This is a genomic window from Sphingomonas gei, from assembly GCF_004792685.1.
GTDB lineage: Bacteria > Pseudomonadota > Alphaproteobacteria > Sphingomonadales > Sphingomonadaceae > Sphingomonas > Sphingomonas gei.
The window spans coordinates 548,664-567,731 of sequence record NZ_SRXT01000001.1; the positions used below are offsets into that span (position 1 = coordinate 548,664).

The following is a 19,068-nucleotide window of genomic DNA, read 5'->3' on the forward strand; positions in this document are numbered from 1 at the left end:
AATGCCGCAATATACGCCGCCGGTGCGCGACACCCGCTTCATCCTCGATTCGGTGATCGGGCTCGATCGCTACGCAAATCTCCCGGGCTTCCAGAATGCGACCCCCGACGTGGTCGAGGCGATACTCGATCAGGGCGGCCAGTTCGTCGCCGAAGTGCTGTTCCCGCTCAACTATTCGGGCGACCAGCAGGGTTGCACGCGCCATGACGACGGCAGCGTCACCACGCCCGACGGCTTCAAGGAGGCCTATAAGGCGTTTGTCGAGAGCGGCTGGGGCACCTTGAGCGCTCCGGAGGCGTTTGGCGGGCAGGAGATGCCGCATCTCGTCTCGACGGCATTCCAGGAATATATGATCTCGGCCAACATGGCGTTCGCGATGTATCCGGGGCTGACCCATGGCGCGATCGCGGCACTGCTGGTCAAGGGCTCGGACGAGCAGAAAGCCAAATACGTGCCCAAGATGGTGTCGGGCGAGTGGGGCGGGACGATGAACCTCACCGAGCCGCATTGCGGCACCGATCTCGGGCTGATCCGGACGCGTGCCGAGCCCAATGCCGATGGCAGCTGGTCGATCACCGGCACCAAGATCTTCATCTCGTCGGGCGAGCATGACCTGACCAGCAACATCATCCATCTGGTGCTCGCCAAGACCCCCGGCGCCCCCGAGAGCAGCAAGGGCATCTCGCTGTTCGTCGTGCCCAAGTTCATGGTCGGTGACGACGGCTCGCTCGGAGATCGCAACGCCGTCACTTGCGGCTCGATCGAGCACAAGATGGGCATCCACGCCAATTCGACGTGCGTGATGAATTACGACGGCGCCACCGGCTGGCTGGTCGGCGACGAGATGAAGGGTCTCGCCGCGATGTTCATCATGATGAACGCGGCGCGGCTCGGCGTCGGCTTGCAGGGGCTCGGTGTCGCCGAGACCGCCTATCAGAACGCGGTCCAATACGCGCATGACCGCCGCCAGGGCCGCGCGCTCACCGGCCCGGCCGATCCCCAGGAAAAGGCGGATACCTTGTTCGTCCATCCGGACGTGCGCCGCATGCTTATGGAAGCCAAGGCACAGACCGAGGGGCTTCGCGCGCTTTGCCTGTGGGGGGCGCTCCAGGTCGATCTCGAGCATGCCGCGCCAAGCGAGGAGGAGCGTCAACTCGCCGCGGACTTGATCGGGCTGCTCACGCCGGTGATCAAGGGCGTCGGCACCGATATCGGCTACAAGGTCGCGACCGACAGCCAGCAGGTCTATGGCGGGCATGGCTACATCGCCGAATGGGGCATGGAGCAATATGTCCGCGATGCCCGCATCTCGATGATCTACGAAGGCACCAACGGCGTGCAGGCAATGGATCTGATCGGCCGCAAGCTCGCGCAGAATGGCGGGCGTGCGGTGCAGGCCTTCTTCCGTGTCGTCACCGAGGAGATCGCCGCGGCCAAGACCGACGAGAAGCTCGAGTGCTTCGCCGAAGCGCTCGGAAAGGCGCTCGGCCATCTCCAGGGCGCGACGATGTGGCTGGCGGCCAACGGCTTCCAGAACCCCAACCATGTCGGCGCGGGCGCTTACCCGTATATGCAACTAACCGGCACCGTGGCGCTCGGCCTGATGTGGCTGCGCATGGCTAAGGCGGCAGCCGAGGCGCTTGCCGCGGGTGCCGAGAATGCCAAGTTCCTGGAGGCCAAACTGGTAACCGCGCGCTTCTATGCCGAGCGTTTCCTCCCCGACGCCGGCGCGCTGCGCCGCAAGGTCGAAAGCGGCAGCGACGCCGTGATGGCGCTCGATCCGGAGATGTTCCGGGCAGCGTAGTTCGCGGTTCGCACCGTCATGCAGCCTCCGTCCTTCCCCGCTCTGCAAGTGGAGTGTGAAGTCGGAGCGGACTCGTACAAAAAAAGCGCACCCCCGCGAAAGCGGGGGCCCATCTCCTGAGTGCGCGCCTAGAGTCATTTTCTGATTGATTGAATCGAAAGGGGATTCCCAAGTGGGTTGAGCTCTGATTCAACCTGCTGGCTGGGGCTGGAGGCCAGCGGGCATGGCGAGACCCTATTCGAATGATCTTCGTGAGCGAGTTGCGGTGGCGGTGGCGTCTGGTCGGAGCTGCCGGGAGGTGTCGTCGCTGTTCGGGGTGAGCGTCGCGAGCGTGGTGAAGTGGTCGCAGCGTCATCGGGCGACGGGCACGGCGGCATCGCGCCAGATGGGTGGGCACCGCAAGCGGTTGCTTGAGCCGCACCGGGCATTGGTGATCGGTCGGGTGAAGGCAGTGCCCGACATCACGCTCAAGGCGCTGGTGGCCGAGCTGGCCGAACAGGGCATAGCAACCAGCACGGTATCGGTGTGGCGGTTGGTGCGCTCGGAAGGGCTGCGCTTCAAAAAAAACGCTGTTCGCCGTCGAGCAGCTGCGGCCGAAGATCGCGCGACGGCGCGCGCAGTGGAAGAAGTATCAGGGCCGGCTTGACCCCAGGCGCCTGGTCTTCATCGACGAGACCTGGGCCAAGACCAACATGACGCCGATCCGGGGCTGGGCACCGCGCGGCCGCAAGCTTGTCGCTCGCGCACCGTTCGGCAAATGGCACACGCTGACCTTCCTTGCAGCACTGCGTCACGACCGGATCGATGCGCCCTGCGTCCTCGACGGACCGATCAATGGCCTCAGCTTCACCGCATGGGTCGAGCAGTTCCTCGTGCCCACGCTCAACCCCGGCGACGTCGTCATCATGGACAACCTCGGCAGCCACAAGGGCCAGGCCGTCCGCAAGGCGATCCGCTCAGCCGGAGCAAAACTGCTGTTCCTGCCGCCCTACTCGCCCGATCTGAACCCGATCGAGCAGGTCTTCGCCAAGCTCAAGCTGTTGCTCCGAAAGGCTGCCGAACGCTCCGTCCATGCAACTTGGCGCCGCATCGGGACCCTCCTCGACGCCTTCCCTCCACACGAATGCGCCAACTACCTCAGAAACTCCGGCTACGCTTCAACCTAAGTGGAAACGAGTCTAGACGCACCGGATGCTCGTGCGGATATCGTGGGAGAAGGGTCCCCGCTTTCGCGGGGATGAAGACAGTGAGGATGATGCGCTGGCCATATTCAAGGGCTGAAACGTCCTCAAGCTGGTGCCGCTATCTGCTTCCCTTTCAGGGAGCGCGTGCGTTTGAGGCTACAACCTGAAGCTGCCGCTGGGCGTTGCAATGTAGGATTTCGTCTGCTTGCATCGGCGCGCGGACTGCCATCCGCCGCTCTTTGATCCTGTCAAACGATCACCGGAAACCGCCCTTATCCGCGCAAGATAATTACGAGATTCAGTGCGTTTCCGTGAAAAGAGTCAATTCAAGCGCAAAAAAACCGCGTTTCGAGTCAAGCAGAGTCAAGCAGATCGCGCCGACTCGAATATCGGAATACCCCGCCTCAGCGCGGCTCGCCCGCCGGAGTCGGCCGCGGCGTCGGCGAGGGGCGCGGAACGGGCAGGGCGAAATTCACCGGTGGCTTCGCCGCAGGCACTGCCGCATCGGCCTTGCGCCGCACCCCGGTCAACGGCGCGGGACCCGTAATCGCCCCGGCCGCCGGCGTCGGCTGCGGGTTCGGTGCCGCTACCGGCCCCACCGGCGGCTGGACCCGCATGCACTGGATCGGGCTGGGCCGCTTGAACTGCTGGCAGTTCCACAGCGCCTTGGCATAGCCCTGCGCCTGATCGCGCAGATAGCTGAACGAGAGCGCTGCGGTCTGCGCGGGGGTGGCGGGAAGCTTGGCCGGCTTCTGTTTCGAGTCGGTCCACGCCATGAACTTGCAATAGAGCCGCTCGCCGCAGGTCTTGATCGCCAGCGCGGCAAACGCATCGGGGTTCATCTTGCGGTCGAGAACGACGAGGAAGTGGTTAGCGTCGAGGCCGGCCCCGACCGCACTGGGGACCGCGCTGTCCGGAATCGTCGCCGGATCGATCAGCGAACCGTCGCCTTGCAGCGCCGGCTCGAGCGAATTGGTAGTGTCGCCCAGATGGACGCTCGACAGCCGCGCCATCTGGGGGATGTTGGGCTCGATCCCGGCATAACCGCGGTTGAATGCGGGCGGGGTGCCCCACCAGCCGGCCCAGCGGAAGAACAGATGCGTGTCCACCGCAGTGATCTTCTCGAGGCTGGCGCTCCAATACGGCACCACCCAGTTGGTGTGGTAATGCGTCGCGTGGCCGACGGCACGGTAGACCGAGCCGTTGAGCGCCAGCTGGGCGACGTCGCGGGCGCGCTGCCATGCGGCGGGGCTCGGTGTGTAGCGCAGCATTGCGCCGTCGCAGGTGAAGGTGAACTGGCAACCGGTGCTGCGTTCCGATCCCTGGAAGACGACGCCACAGACCGTCTTGGGGAAGGCCGGGTGCCGCATCCGGTTGAGGATCACCTGGGCGACGGCGCGCTGGCCGACGGCGTCGTCGCCGGCTTCATAATAGACCGCGGCCGCCAGGCAATCGACCGCACGGACCTGGCTGTCGGCGGCGCCGGAGAGGCGGAACGCCCGGGCGGCCGGATTGGGCAGGCTGGAGAAGGGGATGGCGGCGTTGATCTCGCGGGCGTCTTCGGGAGCCACTTCCTGCAGCTTGACCGGCTCGACCGGCGGCAATTCCTGTTTCGGCACAACGCGCTTCGAGATCACGACCGGCGCGCGCTTGTGCACCACGACGCGCGGAGAAGTGGAAACGAGCAGCAACGGCACACCGATCGCGACCAGCGCGAACAATGCGAGCAGGATCCGCAGCCAGATGGGCGACGGTGCCGCGGGGGCGGGGGCAAGCGCCGCTTCGTGAGACTGCATCAGCATCGTGCGCGGCCGCTCAGCCCTGTGGCGCGCGAACGCGGCGAGTCAGAAGGTCGGGGCGAAGGCGAAATGTCAAAAGGCTGCTCCAGCGGGGTCGCCGCCCATAACGCAGCAGGCGCAAGTTTGGAACCATTGCGCCGCCGAAACGCCGCACTGGTCCGCTCAACCGCGCTTCCCGGTGGATCAGCTCTCGGGCAGGAAGTCCGGGACGCTGAGATAGCGCTCGCCGGTATCGTAGTTGAACCCGAGTACGCGAACATTGTCGGGAAGGTCCGGCAGCTTTTGGAGAATCGCGGCGAGCGTCGCGCCCGACGAGATGCCGACGAGCATGCCCTCTTCGCTCGCGGCGCGGCGGGCCATGTCCTTGGCGACGCCGGCATCGACCTTGATCACCCCGTCGATCGCGTCGCCGTGGAAGTTCCTGGGAATGAAGCCGGCGCCGATGCCCTGGATCGGATGCGGGCCCGGTGTGCCGCCCGAGATCACCGGCGACAGTTCGGGCTCGACTGCGAACACCTTGAGGTTGGGCCAGCTCTTCTTGAGCGTCTCGGCGACGCCGGTGATGTGGCCACCGGTGCCGACGCCGGTGATGATCACGTCGATCGGCGTATCGGCGAAGTCGTTGAGGATCTCCTGCGCGGTGGTGCGGACATGGACCGCGACATTCGCGGCGTTTTCGAACTGCTGGGGCATCCAGGCGCCCTCGGTGCTCTCGACGATCTCCATCGCCCGCTCGATCGAGCCCTTCATGCCCTTTTCGCGCGGGGTGAGATCGAAGCTGGCACCATAAGCCAGCATCAGCCGGCGGCGCTCGAGGCTCATGCTCTCGGGCATGACCAGGATCAATTTATAGCCCTTGACCGCCGCGACCATCGCGAGGCCGACGCCGGTATTGCCGCTGGTCGGCTCGACGATCGTGCCGCCGGGCTTGAGATCGCCCGAGGCCTCGGCCGCCTCGACCATCGCCAATGCGATGCGGTCCTTGATCGAACCGCCGGGATTGGCGCGTTCGGACTTGATCCACACCTCTGCCCCGGGGAACAGCTTCTGCACACGGATGTGCGGAGTGTTGCCGATCGTATCGAGGATCGTATTCGCCTTCATGTCGTCATCTCCTTAGGAGGCACTTCGAGATTGGCCGGAGGATCGAAGGTGCGGGCCCGCCTGAGTTCGGGGAATAGCTTGGCCCATAGCAACGTGACAAGCACTGCGCCGATGCCGCCGCCGATCACTGCGGCGACCGGCCCGATCAATGCGGCGAGGAAGCCCGATTCGGCCTCGCCGAGCTCGTTCGAGCCCGAGACGAACAGAGTCGACACCGCGCCGACGCGGCCGCGCATCTGATCTGGGGTATAGAGCTGGATCAGCGACTGGCGGACGTAGACCGAGACCATGTCCGCGGCGCCGAGCACGAACAGGGCAGCGAGTGAGAGAAGCACGGCGGGGGCGAAGTCACTCCCGATCGCGGAGGGGCCGAGCAGATGGACGAGGAAGGGGGCCGAGACGCCGAACACGACCGTCGCCAGCCCGAAGATCCCGACGGCGAGCAGCATCTTCTTGCCGACCTCGCTCCTGAGCGGGCGCCACGAGAAGAATATCCCGATCATCACTGCGCCAAGCGCCGGGGCCGCGCGCAGATGGCCGAGGCCCTCCGAGCCGACCTGGAGGATGTCGCGGGCATAGACCGGCAGCATCGCCGTGGCGCCGCCCAGCAGCACTGCGAACAGATCGAGCGAGATCGCGCCGAGCACGAGGCGGTTGCGGCGGACATAATGGAGGCCGTCGACCATCTGCGCCCAGGGGCTGCCGGTGAACTTGATGCTGGTCCGCGGCACCGGCGAGATCAGCAGCAGCATGACCAATGCGAGCGAGAACAATCCGGACGCGACGAAATAGGGAACCGAGGGTCCGGCGGCGTAGAGATAGCCGCCCATCGCGGGGCCGATGACGGTGCCGATCTGCCACGACACCGAACTCAGCGCGATCGCCGTAGGCAGGCTCTCCTTCGGGACCAGATTGGGTGCCAGCGCACCCAAAGCCGGGCCGGCAAAGGCACGTGCCACGCCGAGCAAGGCGGCGATGCCGAACAAGGCGGGGAGGGTAATCGTATCGGTGTAGGACAGCCAGCCGAGGGCGAGCCCGCACAGAACCTCCAGCCCCAGCGCCGCGCGGGCGATCCAGCGGCGGTCGACTCGATCGGCGAGCCAGCCCGCGAACAGCGACAGCACGAGCAGCGGCAGGAACTGCGCGACGCCGATCAACCCGAGCTGGAACGCGGCTTCCCGGATCGTCATCGTTTCGCGGGCGATGTCGTAGACCTGCCAGCCGATGACGATGACCAATGCCATCTGACCGAGCGTCGCGGCGAAGCGCGCTACCCAGTAAGCGCGGAAATTGGCGATGGCGAAGGGATGGATCGGCATGCCGGCTCTCTGACGCCTACCCGGCGCCTCCGCAACGCCCGATTGTCCGATGGACGCCGCCTCGCCGGAACCTCGATGCGGGGAGGGGGTTCTTTACGCCAGCGAAATCAACGGAGACGCTTCATGGGCAAAGGCATATTGTTGTGGCTGATCGGCATTCCGCTTCCAATCATCATCCTGCTCCTGTTGTTCTGGCACTGAGCGGTCAAGCGCTCGGCAGCTTGATGCCATCGAACAGCACACCGCGGATCTCCCAGGCCTCGGCGACGTAGCTCTCGCGCGTCGGGCCGCAGTCCGCGCCATCGGGCTGGATCGGCAGCAACGGCACGATCATCGCCGCCTCAGCCTCGAGCCGGATGCGGATTCGCTGCATCAGCCTGTAGACCGCGCGGCGATAGGTTTCCCATTGGTCGGCGGGGTGCGGGCCGTGCCAGCGGGCGACGTGCTCGCGATATTCGGACATCAAGGCCGCGGTCTCGACGCTGGCCAAAGCCGCACTCTGCTGAGCGCGCTCACGGCGGTCGTTCATCATCGGGCCGTAGACAGTCGATTCCATCTGGGCGAAATGGAGCAGCAAATCGCGGGTAAAGGCCCAGCGCCTGTTGGCCATGCCGTCTGCGAGCGCGGGCGCCGGCCCCTCGGCGAACCGTTCGACGGCGGCGACATTTGCCAGAATCCGGCAATGTTGGGCAAGCAGGCGATCGACAGACATTGGGGGACGGTGCTCCTCATTCCCCTATGCTCCCGATCTAGCTGACCAGATATGAACCGGCGGCCCCGGTAATGGCCGTATCGGGGCTGCTACGGAGGCGCCCTCAACCTGCGGCAGTTTGGGACAGTCCGTAGCCGCACGGATCTTGCTGCACTGCGGTATAAGCTCTATGTTCCGCGAAATGTACCGTAGCGAAACCGATCAAGCCGCTGCGCCGGCCACTGCCATGCCGACGCTGTTCGAAGCCATTGTCCGCACCCGCTGCGTCGAGGCGACGTATAATGGCGGCCGGGTAGTGCTGGCACCGCATGTCGCTTTCACCCGCCACGGCGAAGTCTATGTCGGCGCCACCACGATCGAGCGCGACGGCCAGCCGCCGCGCGAGGAGAAGGTCGGGCTGTTCAAGCTCGTCGGGCTCGCCGGCTTCGCGCTGACCGAGCGCAGCTTCGCCCCGAGCAAGGCCTTCGATCCCCGGGACGAACGCTTTGCGGCCGAGACCCTGCTCGCGGTGGAAACCCGCTAGCCCGATCCCGGCCCAAAGGCTCAGCGGCAGCGGACCTGCTGCTGGTTGCGATCGATCGCCGAACCCGCCGCACCGCCGGCGATCGCGCCGAGCAAGGTACCGACGGTGCTCGAACGGCGCCCGGCGATGACGTTACCGAACAGTCCGCCCGCAGCCGCGCCGACGATCAGCCCGGTGGTGCCGTCGTTGCGCTTGCAATAATAGCGCCCGTCATTGCCGCGATAGACGCGGTCGTCCTGCGAGAGCACGCGCTCCTGATAATTGCCCGAGCGATAATATCGCGACGGCTCGTAATTGTCGTCATCGTCATAGCGCGTGTCGGGGCCGCGATCGTCATAGGCCGGACGCGTCGCGCGGGCGCGGCGATAGCGCTCGACCGCTGCCTGGAACGTCTCATATTCGGTGTCGAAGCGGCGCTGCGCAGCGTCGAAACGCGCATCCTCGTCCTGATACGAACTGCTGGAATTATAGCGCGTGCCGGTCTGGGCGGCGGCGGGGCTGGCAATGGCGAGCGCCGCGGCAAGGGCCGCGAGGCCGGTGATGGTCTTCATGATCGTGTCTCCTCCTGCATGCCGTAGGATACGGCCGGCGACCCGGAAACGTTCCAGCAATGCGCGTGAAGCGCGGCTGAACGTAGTGCGGATATCCTGCCGAACCCGGCTTGAATTGACTCGTTTGGCGGAAACGCGAGTCATTGCGCAACTTTCTTGCGCGGCGATTCGAGTGGTGCGTTGAGCGCGGCGAGCGCGAGGCGATAGTCGAAGCGGTGACGCGTGCCGACCTGCTGGCCCTTGTAGAAGTGTAGAAGTGTAGAAGGGTGCCGTGGACGGCGCGCTCCATCGCCCGGCCGAACGCCTCGTCATAGCCCATCTGCAGCGCGACATCCCATGCCGCGGCAAAGCTCTCCGCATCGGGGCGTTTGCGGAGATTGTAGGCGGACTGCTTGGTCATGCCGACGGCACGCGCGGCGCGGAGCACATTGCCCATCGCGGCGAGCGCGGCAATGAAGTCGCGCTGGCGGGGAGCGGTCCAGCCATTGTGATAGACGCGCGGGAGCGCGACGGGGGTGAAAGCGAGGGTATCGGAATCCTCGGCATCGGGCGGAGCTTGCGGCGATTCAGGCATGAGGCGAGCCCTTTTGGCGGATTTGCGGTGGAACAGGGTTAGCGCCGGCCGCGCCTTGACCACGCCGTGGCAGGCGGCGTCGACGCGTCCCAATTGCCCGGAATCGCGACCGCCATGGCGCTGAGTTAAGGCTCCGAACCATGTCAAAGGTCACACCAGGGTCACACTGTCGCGCATGGACGGGGGTGGCGAGGGCTCGGCTTCGATCACGGACCGCGACGCCTTCGGAAAGGCACTGCGTCGTCCGAGGCTGCGGTGGAAGTGTGTGACGGCAGGGGCGCCGGCGCCGACGCAGGCCGCCGCGGTCGGGACGTCGCCGGTCTGGCAGAGCGCGTGGAAGGCGTGCGGGCGTTCGGCTGGCCGGTCGGGGTGGGGCCCAAACCTTGGCGCGCGAGGATGGAGCGACTCGGTCATCGACGAGTCTATCTCAGACGAAATCCTACATTGGAAGCCGAATCAGCCGGGGCAGTTCTGCCGCAAACAGCCGATTCCCGCTGAAATCCACCGCGGAAACGGCACCGGGAAATTTCGAGGATAGTGCGAATGCTATCGGGCTTTTCGCGATCAGCTCGAGCTTGAACGGGTCATCGCGGCGGATTCGGCGATGCTGCCAAGAAAACCGGTCAGCTGCGCGCAGACTTCGCGTTCGCGTTGATTTTCTCGACCGGCGTCGTGAATTGCTGTACTGAAAACGGGCCGTTTATCGTCTCGACCAACAAGCTGTTGGCTTTCGGCTCCCGAACCCGTGGCTCGATCGCTTCCTCCCAGCACTGCACCCGACGCCGCGCAGTGGCGCCGATTCCGGGGATTTGGCGGCGGCAATCGTCGTCCAAGGCAAGCAAGACCGGTCGAACCGTGTCAAATTCGCTGTCCAGGTTGCTATGTGCAAGCGTGGGACAAGCCGGCGCTCCAGTTATTGTACCGGGAGGACGACTGCTAACGTATAGCGCTAAGTTGTCGATTCCAAATGACGATGAAAGATAATCACATGATATAGATGTGCGTCGAACCTTCATATGATTCAGGCGCGCCAACTTGACAGGATTACAGGGTTGATAGATTGTTGCAGTGAAATTAGATCGCGAGTCGAATAACGGATGATAGTAGTCGTATATTACAGCCGTAAGCGGTGGATATATGCCAAATGCTTACGCGTTATCGTCGATTTCGCGTGCTTGACGCTATGAAGCTGTATGGCAACCATATCGCGGGAAGTACATAGTGAAAAGATCTAGCATCATCTTCGCTGTCGCTTCCGTGGCGGCTGCAGTTGGCATTTACGAACTGTCCACTTCGAGCGGGGAACCGACAGGTTCGATAATTGTCGCGAACGGCGCAGACACGGTGACGCAAACTTCCGTCCAACGAACGCCGGCAGTTTCAAAAAACGTCGCCCGTCAGGTCGCGCCGTCTTCGCAAGCTACCAGAAATCCTTCGGAAGATAACGTAGCCAAGCAAGGGCAAATAGCCAGCTCCCTCTTTGGATATGTGCATAGCAGAGAGCGATTGAGCGTTAATTGCACCTCCAAGGAGTGCGACGTGGCGACAAACGCGGCACTCGATGATGTGGGGTCGCGCATTGCGGCCAGCTTTATCGCTATCTCTTCCGGTACCAATAACGAGGCCCTTGCAAAGCTTGGCTATCGCCCCGGTCCAATTTCCTACAGTTCCGACAACGGAACAAACAAGATGCATCTCAAACTCTTAAAAATCTGAAGTGGCTACCTCTAGAGAATGTGCTTTGGGCAATAGATAACTTTCCTGCAGCCAGTGAGGGAATTCACCCATGATAAAGCGCACGTGCCTCTTTATCGCCGCGCTCTCATTGGCACTTGGGGTAGTCACGGTCTCCCCGCCTCTGGGAAGTAAAGCCATTGCGCAGGCGCAGGGCTCGTGCGAGCCTCCCATGATCCTGCAGGATGGGCAATGTGTACCCGAAACGTGGGTCACCGACATAGTTGTCGTCGGCACGCGGTTTGATGCGCTCTACTTCAATACGTACATGATACCTGCGTATTACCCGGGGCAAATCAGCCATTTCAATAGGCTGCCTCGGCAGGATATGGCGATCTCCCGGGCAAGGGAGCTGCTGAGAAGGAAAAGGATCCATGATTGCATCGCAGGTAAGCTGGCTGACGGCTTCCGGCAGAATGGGCAATGGGTCGTAAGGGAAGTGACGTTCGAACATGACGGTGCCAGGGCTCGCTTCGATATTGTGTACGGCAACATACCCGGCGTCCCTATGGGGGTCGTGGAGGTGAAGACGGTTCTCGATTATGAAAATTGGCGCGACGATCTGCTGGTGCGCAATCAGCCCAAAGTGGCGAACGCGATCGTCTCCGGCTACGCGATACCGGTGGGAAGTAACGCCAGTGCGGCAGGATTTTTCGTAGGCATGCCGATTGGCCGCACGATTCCCGTCGCCGTGCAACCCTTCCTTATTGATCCGAGTTGCGAATGATCGCTCAAGACAAGAAGCGTGCGTTGATCGAAGCGACAGATTCGCGCTTGAGCGATCTGGGATATACGAAAATGGAACCAAGCTCATTTCGGAAGAGAGTGAGCGATGACCTGTTCTATCAGGTCCAATATATCTTTGCCGGTCAAGCGATAGTCGAAGCCACGCCACTTTTTGGGGTTTGGTTGCCTGATATCGAACGGGAGCTAAAAGATTCTTCCTTCGGCCCCCTGCTGAAGAGCCAATTTTCTCTAAAGATGCCCACTATCTTCCAGACTGTCAGCGAACTCGGCCGCTTGTGGGGTTGTGGAGACCGTCCCGTCGCATTTGTTGTCGATAATCAGGCAGTATCCGAGGTGGCAGCCTTGGCGGGCTGCATTCGCCATCTGGAGGGGCGGCTAGGCACTATATCCGACGTGGCCGACTATATATCGCATAATTACGGTCTTGCGGTGGGGCATCACGCCTTTAGGGTGCCGCTCATACTCAAGAGGGCCTCCCGGCATCACGAGTTACGGAGCTACGTCGAATACATCGCGGGGCTTCACTGCGTCCCTGAGTACGAACGATTTGTCGAAGATGTGGTCGCTAGCGAGCTGTGACCCAGCGCCGGTTCGCCAGACCCCAACAATCCGAGGCAACAACCCCGAGGAAAAGTGCGCCCCACCGCGGGGCGCTTTCCAGATTGGGTTGCACTCGCACGATAGCCCTTCAGTCCCCCACGCTCACAAAACTATCCATAACCCGCTTCCGCCCGGCGACCTCGAAGTCGATCTCGAGCTTGTTGCCTTCGATTTCGGCGATCACCCCGTAGCCGAACTTCTGGTGGAACACGCGCAGCCCCACCGCCAGATCCGCGCGCGGCTTGGCGCCGAAGCTCACCGCAGACGCGTGGCTCTCCAGCACCCGCGCCGGTTCGCGCGAGAAGGTGCGGGGGGTGAAGCTGCCGCCGGGGTTCTTGGCATCGACCCCCGCGGCGCGCTGCCAGCCGGGGCCGCGGCCGGTGCCTCGTCCCACATCCGCGAAGGGATCGGCGCGTTCGGACCAATTGGCGCGCCATAGCGACTCGCCGCCCGACATCGTGGTCTCGGTCTCGATATGCTCGCCGGGGAGCTCGGCGACGAAGCGGCTGGGGAGGCTGCTCGTCCATTGGCCGTAGATGCGGCGATTGGCGGCGTGGAGGATCGTCGCGCGGCGGCGGGCGCGGGTGATCGCGACATAGGCCAGGCGGCGCTCCTCCTCCAGCGACGCGAGGCCGCCTTCGTCGAGCGCGCGCTGCGAGGGGAAGATGCCTTCCTCCCAGCCGACGAGAAACACCGTGTCATATTCGAGGCCCTTGGCGGCGTGGATCGTCATGATCGTCACCTTGGGCTCGTCGGCCGAGGCCTCGTTGTCCATCACGAGGCTGACATGCTCGAGGAACGCCGTCAGCGACTCATATTCCTCCATCGCGCGGACGAGTTCGTTGAGGTTCTCCAGCCGGCCGGCGGCCTCGGCGGTGCGATCTGCCTGCCACATCGCAGTGTAGCCGCTCTCGTCGAGGATGATGCGGGCGAGCTCGGGATGGGGAAGGGTGTCGCCCATGCTGCGCCAGCGGGCGATGTCGCCGATGAGGTTGCCGAGGCTGCGGCGGGCCTGGGGCGTGAGTTCGTCGGTGTCGAGGATGCGCGCGCCGGCGGTGGTGAGCGGCAGGCCTTCCGCGCGGGCGAACTGGTGGACCTTGGCGAGGGCCTTGTCGCCGAGGCCGCGCTTGGGGACGTTGACGATGCGTTCGAAGGCGAGGTCGTCGCTCGGCTGGGCGACGACGCGCAGATAGGCGAGCGCGTCGCGGATCTCGGCGCGCTCGTAGAAGCGGAAGCCGCCGATGATGCGATAGGACAGGCCGATGCTGATGAAGCGCTCTTCGAACTCGCGGGTCTGGTGCTGCGCGCGGACGAGGATCGCAGTGTCGTCGAGGCTGAGGCCGCCGCGCTGGAGGCCCTCGATCTCCTCGCCGACGCGGCGCGCTTCCTCGGGCCCGTCCCAGATGCCGAGCACCTTGACCTTCTCGCCCTGGTCCTTCTCGGTCCACAGGGTCTTGCCGAGGCGGCCGCCATTGTTGGCGATGACGCCCGAGGCGGCGGCGAGGATGTGCGGGGTGGAACGGTAATTCTGCTCGAGGCGGATCACCTTGGCGCCGGGAAAATCCTTTTCGAACTTGAGGATGTTCTCGACCTGGGCGCCGCGCCACGAATAGATCGACTGGTCGTCGTCGCCGACGCAGCAGAGGTTCTTGCGTTCCTGCGCGAGCAAGCGGAGCCAGAGATACTGGACGCTGTTGGTGTCCTGATACTCGTCCACCATGATGTAGCGAAAGCGGTTCTGATATTGGGACAATATCTCGCGATCGGTCTTCAGGATCACGAGCATGTGGAGGAGCAAGTCGCCGAAATCGCAGGCGTTCAGGGTGCGCAGGCGATCCTGATAGGCGGCGTAGAGCGCCTGGCCCTTGCCATTGGCATAGGCTTCGGATTCGCCGGCGTCGATCTCCTTCGGGGTCAGGCCCTTGTTCTTCCAGCCGTCGATCATTCCGGCGAGCTGGCGCGCGGGCCAGCGTTTCTCGTCCACGTCGGCGGCGAGGATGAGCTGCTTGAGCAGGCGGAGCTGGTCGTCGGTGTCGAGGATGGTGAAGTTGGACTGGAGCCCGACCAGCTCGGCGTGGCGGCGCAGCATCCTGGCGCCGATCGCGTGGAAGGTGCCGAGCCAGGGCATGCCCTCGATTGCGTCGCCGACGAGCCGGCCGACCCGCTCGCGCATCTCGCGCGCGGCCTTGTTGGTGAAGGTGACCGAGAGAATCTCGCTGGGATAGGCTTTGCGCGTGAACAGCAGGTGGGCGAGGCGCGCGGTGAGCGCCGCGGTCTTGCCGGTGCCGGCGCCGGCGAGGACGAGGACAGGGCCCTCGGTGGTCAGCACGGCTTCGCGCTGGGGGGCGTTGAGGCCCCGCAGATAGGGGGCATCTTCGGCGGGCATGGGGAGACTCATCGGTGAACAGGTAGGGAACGCGGGCGTTTCGGGCAAGTTGCTTCGAGAACGGCACGTGGCTAAAGCGGGCGCATGTGGCGCAACCGCAAACTCAGGCTCGGGATCGTGCTGGCGATCGCCGTCTTCGTGGCATTCTATGCGTGGCGGACCAGCCAGAGCGAGGGACGCAAGCCCTGCGAGCCGGGGCGGCACGAGGAAAAGGATGCGAGCGGCAAGGTGATCAAGGTCTCCCGGACGACGTGCTTCTGAGCGTGTCCGCGGGATTGTAACCTCATTGTCATACCCCGGTCACGAAGCGCGGTCATTTCGCTGCCATCATGGCCAGCCTAGCACTCGATCAAGCGCCCACGGCAGACAAGCCGGGGGCCTCGCGTTTCGACTATAAAACGCATCCGCTCGCCTGGCTGGCGTTCGCCGGGCTGCTGTTCGGCGGGCTGGCTTATGCCGGGTTCAGCGTGCTGACCGATACGCGCGGCGTGGGCGAGGAGCTGGCGCTGGGGGTGTTCGCGTTCCTCGCGCTGGCGCTGGTCATCGCGCTCGGCTTCGAGTTCGTGAACGGGTTTCACGACACCGCCAACGCAGTCGCCACCGTGATCTACACCAATTCGATGCCGGCGCATTTCGCGGTGGTCTGGTCGGGCTTCTTCAACTTCCTCGGGGTGATGTTCTCGAGCGGGGCAGTGGCCTATTCGATCATCACGCTGCTGCCGGTCGACCTGATCCTCAACGTGGGGTCCGCCGCCGGGTTCGCGATGATCTTCGCGTTGCTGCTCGCCGCGGTCTTGTGGAACCTCGGCACCTGGTATGTCGGTCTGCCCAATTCGTCGTCGCATACGCTGATTGGATCGGTGCTCGGGGTCGGCTTCGCCAACCAGCTGATCGCGGCCGGATCGCGCGGCGGCACCGCGGGGGTCGACTGGAGCCAGGCGCAGAAGGTGCTGACCGGCTTGTGGATGGCGCCGCTGATCGGCTTCTTCGCGGCATTGCTGCTGCTGCTGGTGATGCGCGCCGTGATCCGCCGGCCCGAACTCTTCCGGGCGCCCGAGGGCGACAAGGCGCCGCCCAGGGGCGTGCGCGCGCTACTGATCTTCACGTGCACCGCGGTTTCGTTCAGCCATGGCTCGAACGACGGCCAGAAGGGCATGGGGCTGATCATGCTGATCCTGATCGGCTGCGCGCCGACCGCCTATGCGCTCAACCGGACGCTGCCGACCAGCGCCACCCCGGCCTTCGTGCAGACCGCCAATGTCGCCACCGCGGCGTTCGAGGCGCGCAGCGGCGGGGCCGCGATGGCGCCCGAGCAGGCGCGGGCGACGCTCACCACTGCGCTCCAGCAGCGCAAGGTCGACAGCCCGCAGGTCTATGCCGCGCTCGACAGCCTGTCGACCGACCTGACCGCGCGGGTCGCGAGCTACGGCTCGCTGAGCAAGGTCCCCGCCGAAGCGACTCCGAACGTGCGCAACGACATGTATCTGGTGCTCGACACCACCAAGCTCGCGACCAAGAAGCCCGAGGGCTTCCGCGAGGACGAGCTCAAGGCGATCAAGGCGTATCAGGCGAACCTCGAGGCGGGCACGCGCTTCATTCCGCTCTGGGTGAAGGTGGTCGTCGCGATCGCGCTGGGGCTGGGCACGATGATCGGCTGGAAGCGGATCGTGATCACCGTCGGCGAGCGGATCGGCAAACAACACATGACCTATGGCATGGGCGCGACCGCCGAGCTGGTCGCGGCGGTGACGATCCTCAGCGCCGACCGTTTCGGACTGCCGGTGTCGACGACGCACATCCTGTCGTCGGGCGTGGCCGGCGCTTCGGTGGCCAACGGGCAGGGCCTGCAGGGACGGACGATCGCTCAGCTGGCCGCGGCGTGGCTGCTGACCTTGCCCGCGGCGATGGCGCTGTCGGGCGGGCTCTATTGGCTGATGCTGGCGGTGGTGAAAGCGTACGGACTGAGCTGAGCGCGCTTCCGGTTGCTGCACGCGGCCGCAAGTACATCCTGCGTGCGTCCAACGCCGAGTTCGAACGTTGTCGCTTCGTAGATCACGATAGGGACAATGATGACGACATATCCTTTGAGCGAGCCGGCTACGATCTATGCTGCCGACGGGGATGGCGCGAAGCGGGAGGGCGTCGCGGGACAAGGCTCGCTGGCCGAGTGCGCGGAGATCGTCGAAGGCTTTTCCCCCGAGAGGCGGGCATCGGCCCGCATCGAAATGGACGCGCTCGAACTCCGCTTCGGTCCGCAGGAAATCGACGAGCTTCTGCGCTTCCTGCGGGACGAAAGCGCCGGTCTGTCAAGCCAGGAAATATCGGCCATTGCGGACCCCGACGGCTGACGCTGCCGCTCCGAATCCTATCGGAGAGCGGCTTGTTCGCTCGCCCTCTTACCGCCATTCCTATACCCTGGCGCAGGCTCGCTCGATTGCGCGCGCGGCGATCTCCAGGCTGAACTTCACGCCGCTGCCATCCGCACGAAGGTCGGCGCGGATGTGATCTATCGGGTTGTAGAAATGCACCAGCACGCCCGCGATCAGCGCGAAGAGCGTTGCGAATGCCAGCCTGCGTCCTGCTGAGTCGCGCATGGCTCCGTCTCCCTAATTCCGGCGCTGCGATGGTAGGGGTTCGATACACAAGCGAAACTGTCAGGCCGATGAACGGGGCTCCCCAAGCGCGCGCTTCTTTCCTAGGAGAAGCGAGAAGGGGAAGTTCATGGCCGCCGCACCGATCGCATCGCATCGCCGCATCCTGTTTGCGAGCCTGGTCGGTACCTCGGTCGAATTCTACGATTTCTACATCTACGCGACCGCGGCGGCGCTAGTTTTCCCGGCCCTGTTCTTCCCGACGACCGATCCCGCGCTGGCGCAGCTCGCTTCCTATGCCAGCTTCAGCGTCGCCTTCTTCGCGAGGCCGCTGGGCGGGCTGGTGTTCGGGCATTTCGGCGACCGGATGGGGCGCAAGTCGACCCTGGTGGCGTCGCTGATGCTGATGGGCATATCGACGGTACTGATCGCGTTCCTGCCCACGTATGCGATGATCGGCTGGGTGGCGCCGGCGCTGCTCTGCCTGCTGCGCTTCGGGCAGGGGCTGGGGCTCGGCGGCGAATGGGGCGGCGCGTCGCTGCTCGCAGTCGAGAATGCACCGCCGGGCTGGGCCAATCGCTATGGGGCGTTTCCGCCGCTCGGCGCACCGGTGGGGTTCATCTTCGCCAACGGGTTCTTCCTGGCGCTCGGCGCATTGCTGAGCGACGACCAGTTCCGCGAATGGGGATGGCGACTGCCGTTCCTCGCCAGCGCGGCGCTGGTCGGGCTGGGGCTATGGGTGCGCGTCACGCTGACCGAGACGCCGGCGTTCGTCGAGGCGCAGCATGCCGCGCCGCCGCCGCGCATTCCGGTCGGCGAGCTGTTCCGCGATCATTGGCTGCAGACGCTCGCGGGAACGGTCGGCACCGTCGCATGCTTCGCGCTCTTCTACATCTCGACGGTGTTCATCATCGGCTACGCGACCAAGGGGCTCGGCTATGACCGCGAGACCTTCCTTGCGGTCGAGCTGGCGGCGATCCTGTTCATGGCGGCGGGGATATGGACCGCATCCAGCCTCGCCGACCGCAGCAGCGCCACCCGTATCCTGGCGATCGGGTGCGTCGCGACGGTCGCGGCGGGGCTCACGATCGGGCTTTTCGTCACTGCGGACGCGCTGGCGAGCGTGTTCGTCTGGCTGGCGGGCGGGTTGTTCGTGATGGGGTTCGTCTACGGGCCGCTGGGGGGCTGGCTGCCGAGCCTGTTCCCGGCGCGGGTTCGCTATACCGGGGTATCGGTGACCTTCAATCTCGGCGGGATCATCGGCGGAGGGCTGACTCCGCTGATCGCGGCGGCGCTGGTCCAACGCGGCGGGCTGGTGCTGGTGGGCTATTATCTGGCGGGCGCGGCGGTGTTGAGCCTGGTCGGGCTGGCGCTTGTCTCGCGGCGTAAGGGACACGGTGCGCACCAAGCTTAGCGTCTGCATCCGGAAGGTGCGGTTTG

The 19,068-nt window shown here is 64.5% G+C and carries 19 protein-coding genes; 11 read left to right on the plus strand and 8 right to left on the minus strand.

Annotation, left to right across the window (positions count from 1 at the left end; translation table 11 throughout):
• Window position 1: 1 nt before the first annotated feature.
• Complete coding sequence (locus tag E5A73_RS02415) at window positions 2-1,804, plus strand: acyl-CoA dehydrogenase C-terminal domain-containing protein (RefSeq protein WP_135962187.1); 1,803 nt, start codon at window positions 2-4, stop codon at window positions 1,802-1,804.
• Window positions 1,805-2,027: 223 nt separating this feature from the next.
• Window positions 2,028-2,970, plus strand: a protein-coding gene (locus E5A73_RS02420) for an IS630 family transposase (RefSeq protein WP_135962188.1) whose coding sequence is annotated in 2 segments (ribosomal slippage) — window positions 2,028-2,363 and window positions 2,365-2,970 — 942 coding nt in all. Because the reading frame shifts where the segments join, the coding sequence is not laid out codon by codon here.
• Between the two features lie 422 nt (window positions 2,971-3,392).
• On the opposite strand, the gene E5A73_RS02425 is transcribed toward E5A73_RS02420, so the two are convergent.
• From E5A73_RS02425 to E5A73_RS02445, 4 genes are all read right to left on the minus strand, one after another.
• Window positions 3,393-4,784, minus strand: coding sequence for a cell wall hydrolase (locus E5A73_RS02425; RefSeq protein WP_206366358.1), 1,392 nt, complete (start codon window positions 4,782-4,784; stop codon window positions 3,393-3,395).
• A 186-nt stretch (window positions 4,785-4,970) separates the two neighbouring features.
• Window positions 4,971-5,891: a cysteine synthase A gene (cysK, locus tag E5A73_RS02430; RefSeq protein ID WP_135962189.1), complete on the minus strand. Its 921-nt coding sequence runs from the start codon at window positions 5,889-5,891 to the stop codon at window positions 4,971-4,973.
• Window positions 5,888-7,210: an MFS transporter gene (locus tag E5A73_RS02435; RefSeq protein ID WP_135962190.1), complete on the minus strand. Its 1,323-nt coding sequence runs from the start codon at window positions 7,208-7,210 to the stop codon at window positions 5,888-5,890. The genes cysK and E5A73_RS02435 overlap by 4 nt, the downstream gene beginning before the upstream one ends.
• Before the next feature lie 205 nt (window positions 7,211-7,415).
• Complete coding sequence (locus E5A73_RS02445; RefSeq protein WP_135962192.1) at window positions 7,416-7,922, minus strand: hypothetical protein; 507 nt, start codon at window positions 7,920-7,922, stop codon at window positions 7,416-7,418.
• 181 nt (window positions 7,923-8,103) lie between these two features.
• Between E5A73_RS02445 and E5A73_RS02450 the strand changes: the two genes are divergently transcribed.
• On the plus strand, window positions 8,104-8,445 hold the full coding sequence (locus E5A73_RS02450; protein ID WP_135962522.1) for a hypothetical protein: 342 nt from the start codon (window positions 8,104-8,106) through the stop codon (window positions 8,443-8,445).
• Window positions 8,446-8,465: 20 nt separating this feature from the next.
• On the opposite strand, the gene E5A73_RS02455 is transcribed toward E5A73_RS02450, so the two are convergent.
• A complete protein-coding gene (locus E5A73_RS02455) occupies window positions 8,466-8,996 on the minus strand; it encodes a glycine zipper 2TM domain-containing protein (RefSeq protein ID WP_135962193.1) in 531 nt (176 codons plus the stop codon).
• 271 nt (window positions 8,997-9,267) lie between these two features.
• On the opposite strand from E5A73_RS02455, the gene E5A73_RS02460 reads away from it, so the two are divergent.
• A complete protein-coding gene (locus E5A73_RS02460; RefSeq protein WP_135962194.1) occupies window positions 9,268-9,612 on the plus strand; it encodes a hypothetical protein in 345 nt (114 codons plus the stop codon).
• Window positions 9,613-10,193: 581 nt separating this feature from the next.
• On the opposite strand, the gene E5A73_RS21165 is transcribed toward E5A73_RS02460, so the two are convergent.
• Window positions 10,194-10,403, minus strand: coding sequence for a hypothetical protein (locus E5A73_RS21165; RefSeq protein ID WP_168355777.1), 210 nt, complete (start codon window positions 10,401-10,403; stop codon window positions 10,194-10,196).
• A 706-nt stretch (window positions 10,404-11,109) separates the two neighbouring features.
• Here E5A73_RS21165 and E5A73_RS21170 point away from each other — a divergent pair.
• From E5A73_RS21170 to E5A73_RS02470, 3 genes are all read left to right on the plus strand, one after another.
• The gene (locus tag E5A73_RS21170; RefSeq protein WP_168355778.1) at window positions 11,110-11,286 is read left to right on the plus strand and encodes a hypothetical protein; all 177 of its coding nucleotides are present in this window, start codon (window positions 11,110-11,112) and stop codon (window positions 11,284-11,286) included.
• Window positions 11,287-11,356: 70 nt separating this feature from the next.
• The gene (locus E5A73_RS02465; RefSeq protein ID WP_135962195.1) at window positions 11,357-12,031 is read left to right on the plus strand and encodes a hypothetical protein; all 675 of its coding nucleotides are present in this window, start codon (window positions 11,357-11,359) and stop codon (window positions 12,029-12,031) included.
• The gene (locus E5A73_RS02470; RefSeq protein ID WP_135962196.1) at window positions 12,028-12,630 is read left to right on the plus strand and encodes a hypothetical protein; all 603 of its coding nucleotides are present in this window, start codon (window positions 12,028-12,030) and stop codon (window positions 12,628-12,630) included. Before E5A73_RS02465 ends, E5A73_RS02470 begins: the two co-directional genes overlap by 4 nt.
• A gap of 109 nt (window positions 12,631-12,739) precedes the next feature.
• On the opposite strand, the gene E5A73_RS02475 is transcribed toward E5A73_RS02470, so the two are convergent.
• The gene (locus E5A73_RS02475) at window positions 12,740-15,049 is read right to left on the minus strand and encodes an ATP-dependent helicase (protein WP_135962197.1); all 2,310 of its coding nucleotides are present in this window, start codon (window positions 15,047-15,049) and stop codon (window positions 12,740-12,742) included.
• Between the two features lie 72 nt (window positions 15,050-15,121).
• Between E5A73_RS02475 and E5A73_RS21175 the strand changes: the two genes are divergently transcribed.
• From E5A73_RS21175 to E5A73_RS02485, 3 genes are all read left to right on the plus strand, one after another.
• Window positions 15,122-15,298, plus strand: coding sequence for a hypothetical protein (locus E5A73_RS21175; RefSeq protein WP_168355779.1), 177 nt, complete (start codon window positions 15,122-15,124; stop codon window positions 15,296-15,298).
• Between the two features lie 68 nt (window positions 15,299-15,366).
• The gene (locus E5A73_RS02480) at window positions 15,367-17,007 is read left to right on the plus strand and encodes an inorganic phosphate transporter (protein WP_135962198.1); all 1,641 of its coding nucleotides are present in this window, start codon (window positions 15,367-15,369) and stop codon (window positions 17,005-17,007) included.
• 114 nt (window positions 17,008-17,121) lie between these two features.
• Window positions 17,122-17,385 carry a hypothetical protein gene (locus E5A73_RS02485; protein WP_135962199.1) on the plus strand — a complete coding sequence of 88 codons (264 nt, stop codon included), beginning with the start codon at window positions 17,122-17,124 and terminating at the stop codon, window positions 17,383-17,385.
• A 60-nt stretch (window positions 17,386-17,445) separates the two neighbouring features.
• On the opposite strand, the gene E5A73_RS02490 is transcribed toward E5A73_RS02485, so the two are convergent.
• A complete protein-coding gene (locus tag E5A73_RS02490; RefSeq protein WP_135962200.1) occupies window positions 17,446-17,631 on the minus strand; it encodes a hypothetical protein in 186 nt (61 codons plus the stop codon).
• 127 nt (window positions 17,632-17,758) lie between these two features.
• On the opposite strand from E5A73_RS02490, the gene E5A73_RS02495 reads away from it, so the two are divergent.
• A complete protein-coding gene (locus E5A73_RS02495; RefSeq protein ID WP_135962201.1) occupies window positions 17,759-19,042 on the plus strand; it encodes an MFS transporter in 1,284 nt (427 codons plus the stop codon).
• The last annotated feature ends 26 nt before the right edge of the window (window positions 19,043-19,068 follow it).

Coding starts and splice junctions, on each gene's coding strand:
- E5A73_RS02415 (WP_135962187.1), top strand. CDS start 2: ATGCCGCAATATACGCCGCCGGTGCGCGACACCCGCTTCATCCTCGAT.
- E5A73_RS02470 (WP_135962196.1), top strand. CDS start 12,028: ATGATCGCTCAAGACAAGAAGCGTGCGTTGATCGAAGCGACAGATTCG.
- E5A73_RS02465 (WP_135962195.1), top strand. CDS start 11,357: ATGATAAAGCGCACGTGCCTCTTTATCGCCGCGCTCTCATTGGCACTT.
- E5A73_RS21175 (WP_168355779.1), top strand. CDS start 15,122: ATGTGGCGCAACCGCAAACTCAGGCTCGGGATCGTGCTGGCGATCGCC.
- E5A73_RS02435 (WP_135962190.1), bottom strand. CDS start 7,210: ATGCCGATCCATCCCTTCGCCATCGCCAATTTCCGCGCTTACTGGGTA.
- E5A73_RS02445 (WP_135962192.1), bottom strand. CDS start 7,922: ATGTCTGTCGATCGCCTGCTTGCCCAACATTGCCGGATTCTGGCAAAT.
- E5A73_RS02475 (WP_135962197.1), bottom strand. CDS start 15,049: ATGAGTCTCCCCATGCCCGCCGAAGATGCCCCCTATCTGCGGGGCCTC.
- E5A73_RS02495 (WP_135962201.1), top strand. CDS start 17,759: ATGGCCGCCGCACCGATCGCATCGCATCGCCGCATCCTGTTTGCGAGC.
- E5A73_RS02425 (WP_206366358.1), bottom strand. CDS start 4,784: ATGCAGTCTCACGAAGCGGCGCTTGCCCCCGCCCCCGCGGCACCGTCG.
- cysK (WP_135962189.1), bottom strand. CDS start 5,891: ATGAAGGCGAATACGATCCTCGATACGATCGGCAACACTCCGCACATC.
- E5A73_RS02450 (WP_135962522.1), top strand. CDS start 8,104: ATGTACCGTAGCGAAACCGATCAAGCCGCTGCGCCGGCCACTGCCATG.
- E5A73_RS02455 (WP_135962193.1), bottom strand. CDS start 8,996: ATGAAGACCATCACCGGCCTCGCGGCCCTTGCCGCGGCGCTCGCCATT.
- E5A73_RS02480 (WP_135962198.1), top strand. CDS start 15,367: ATGGCCAGCCTAGCACTCGATCAAGCGCCCACGGCAGACAAGCCGGGG.
- E5A73_RS02490 (WP_135962200.1), bottom strand. CDS start 17,631: ATGCGCGACTCAGCAGGACGCAGGCTGGCATTCGCAACGCTCTTCGCG.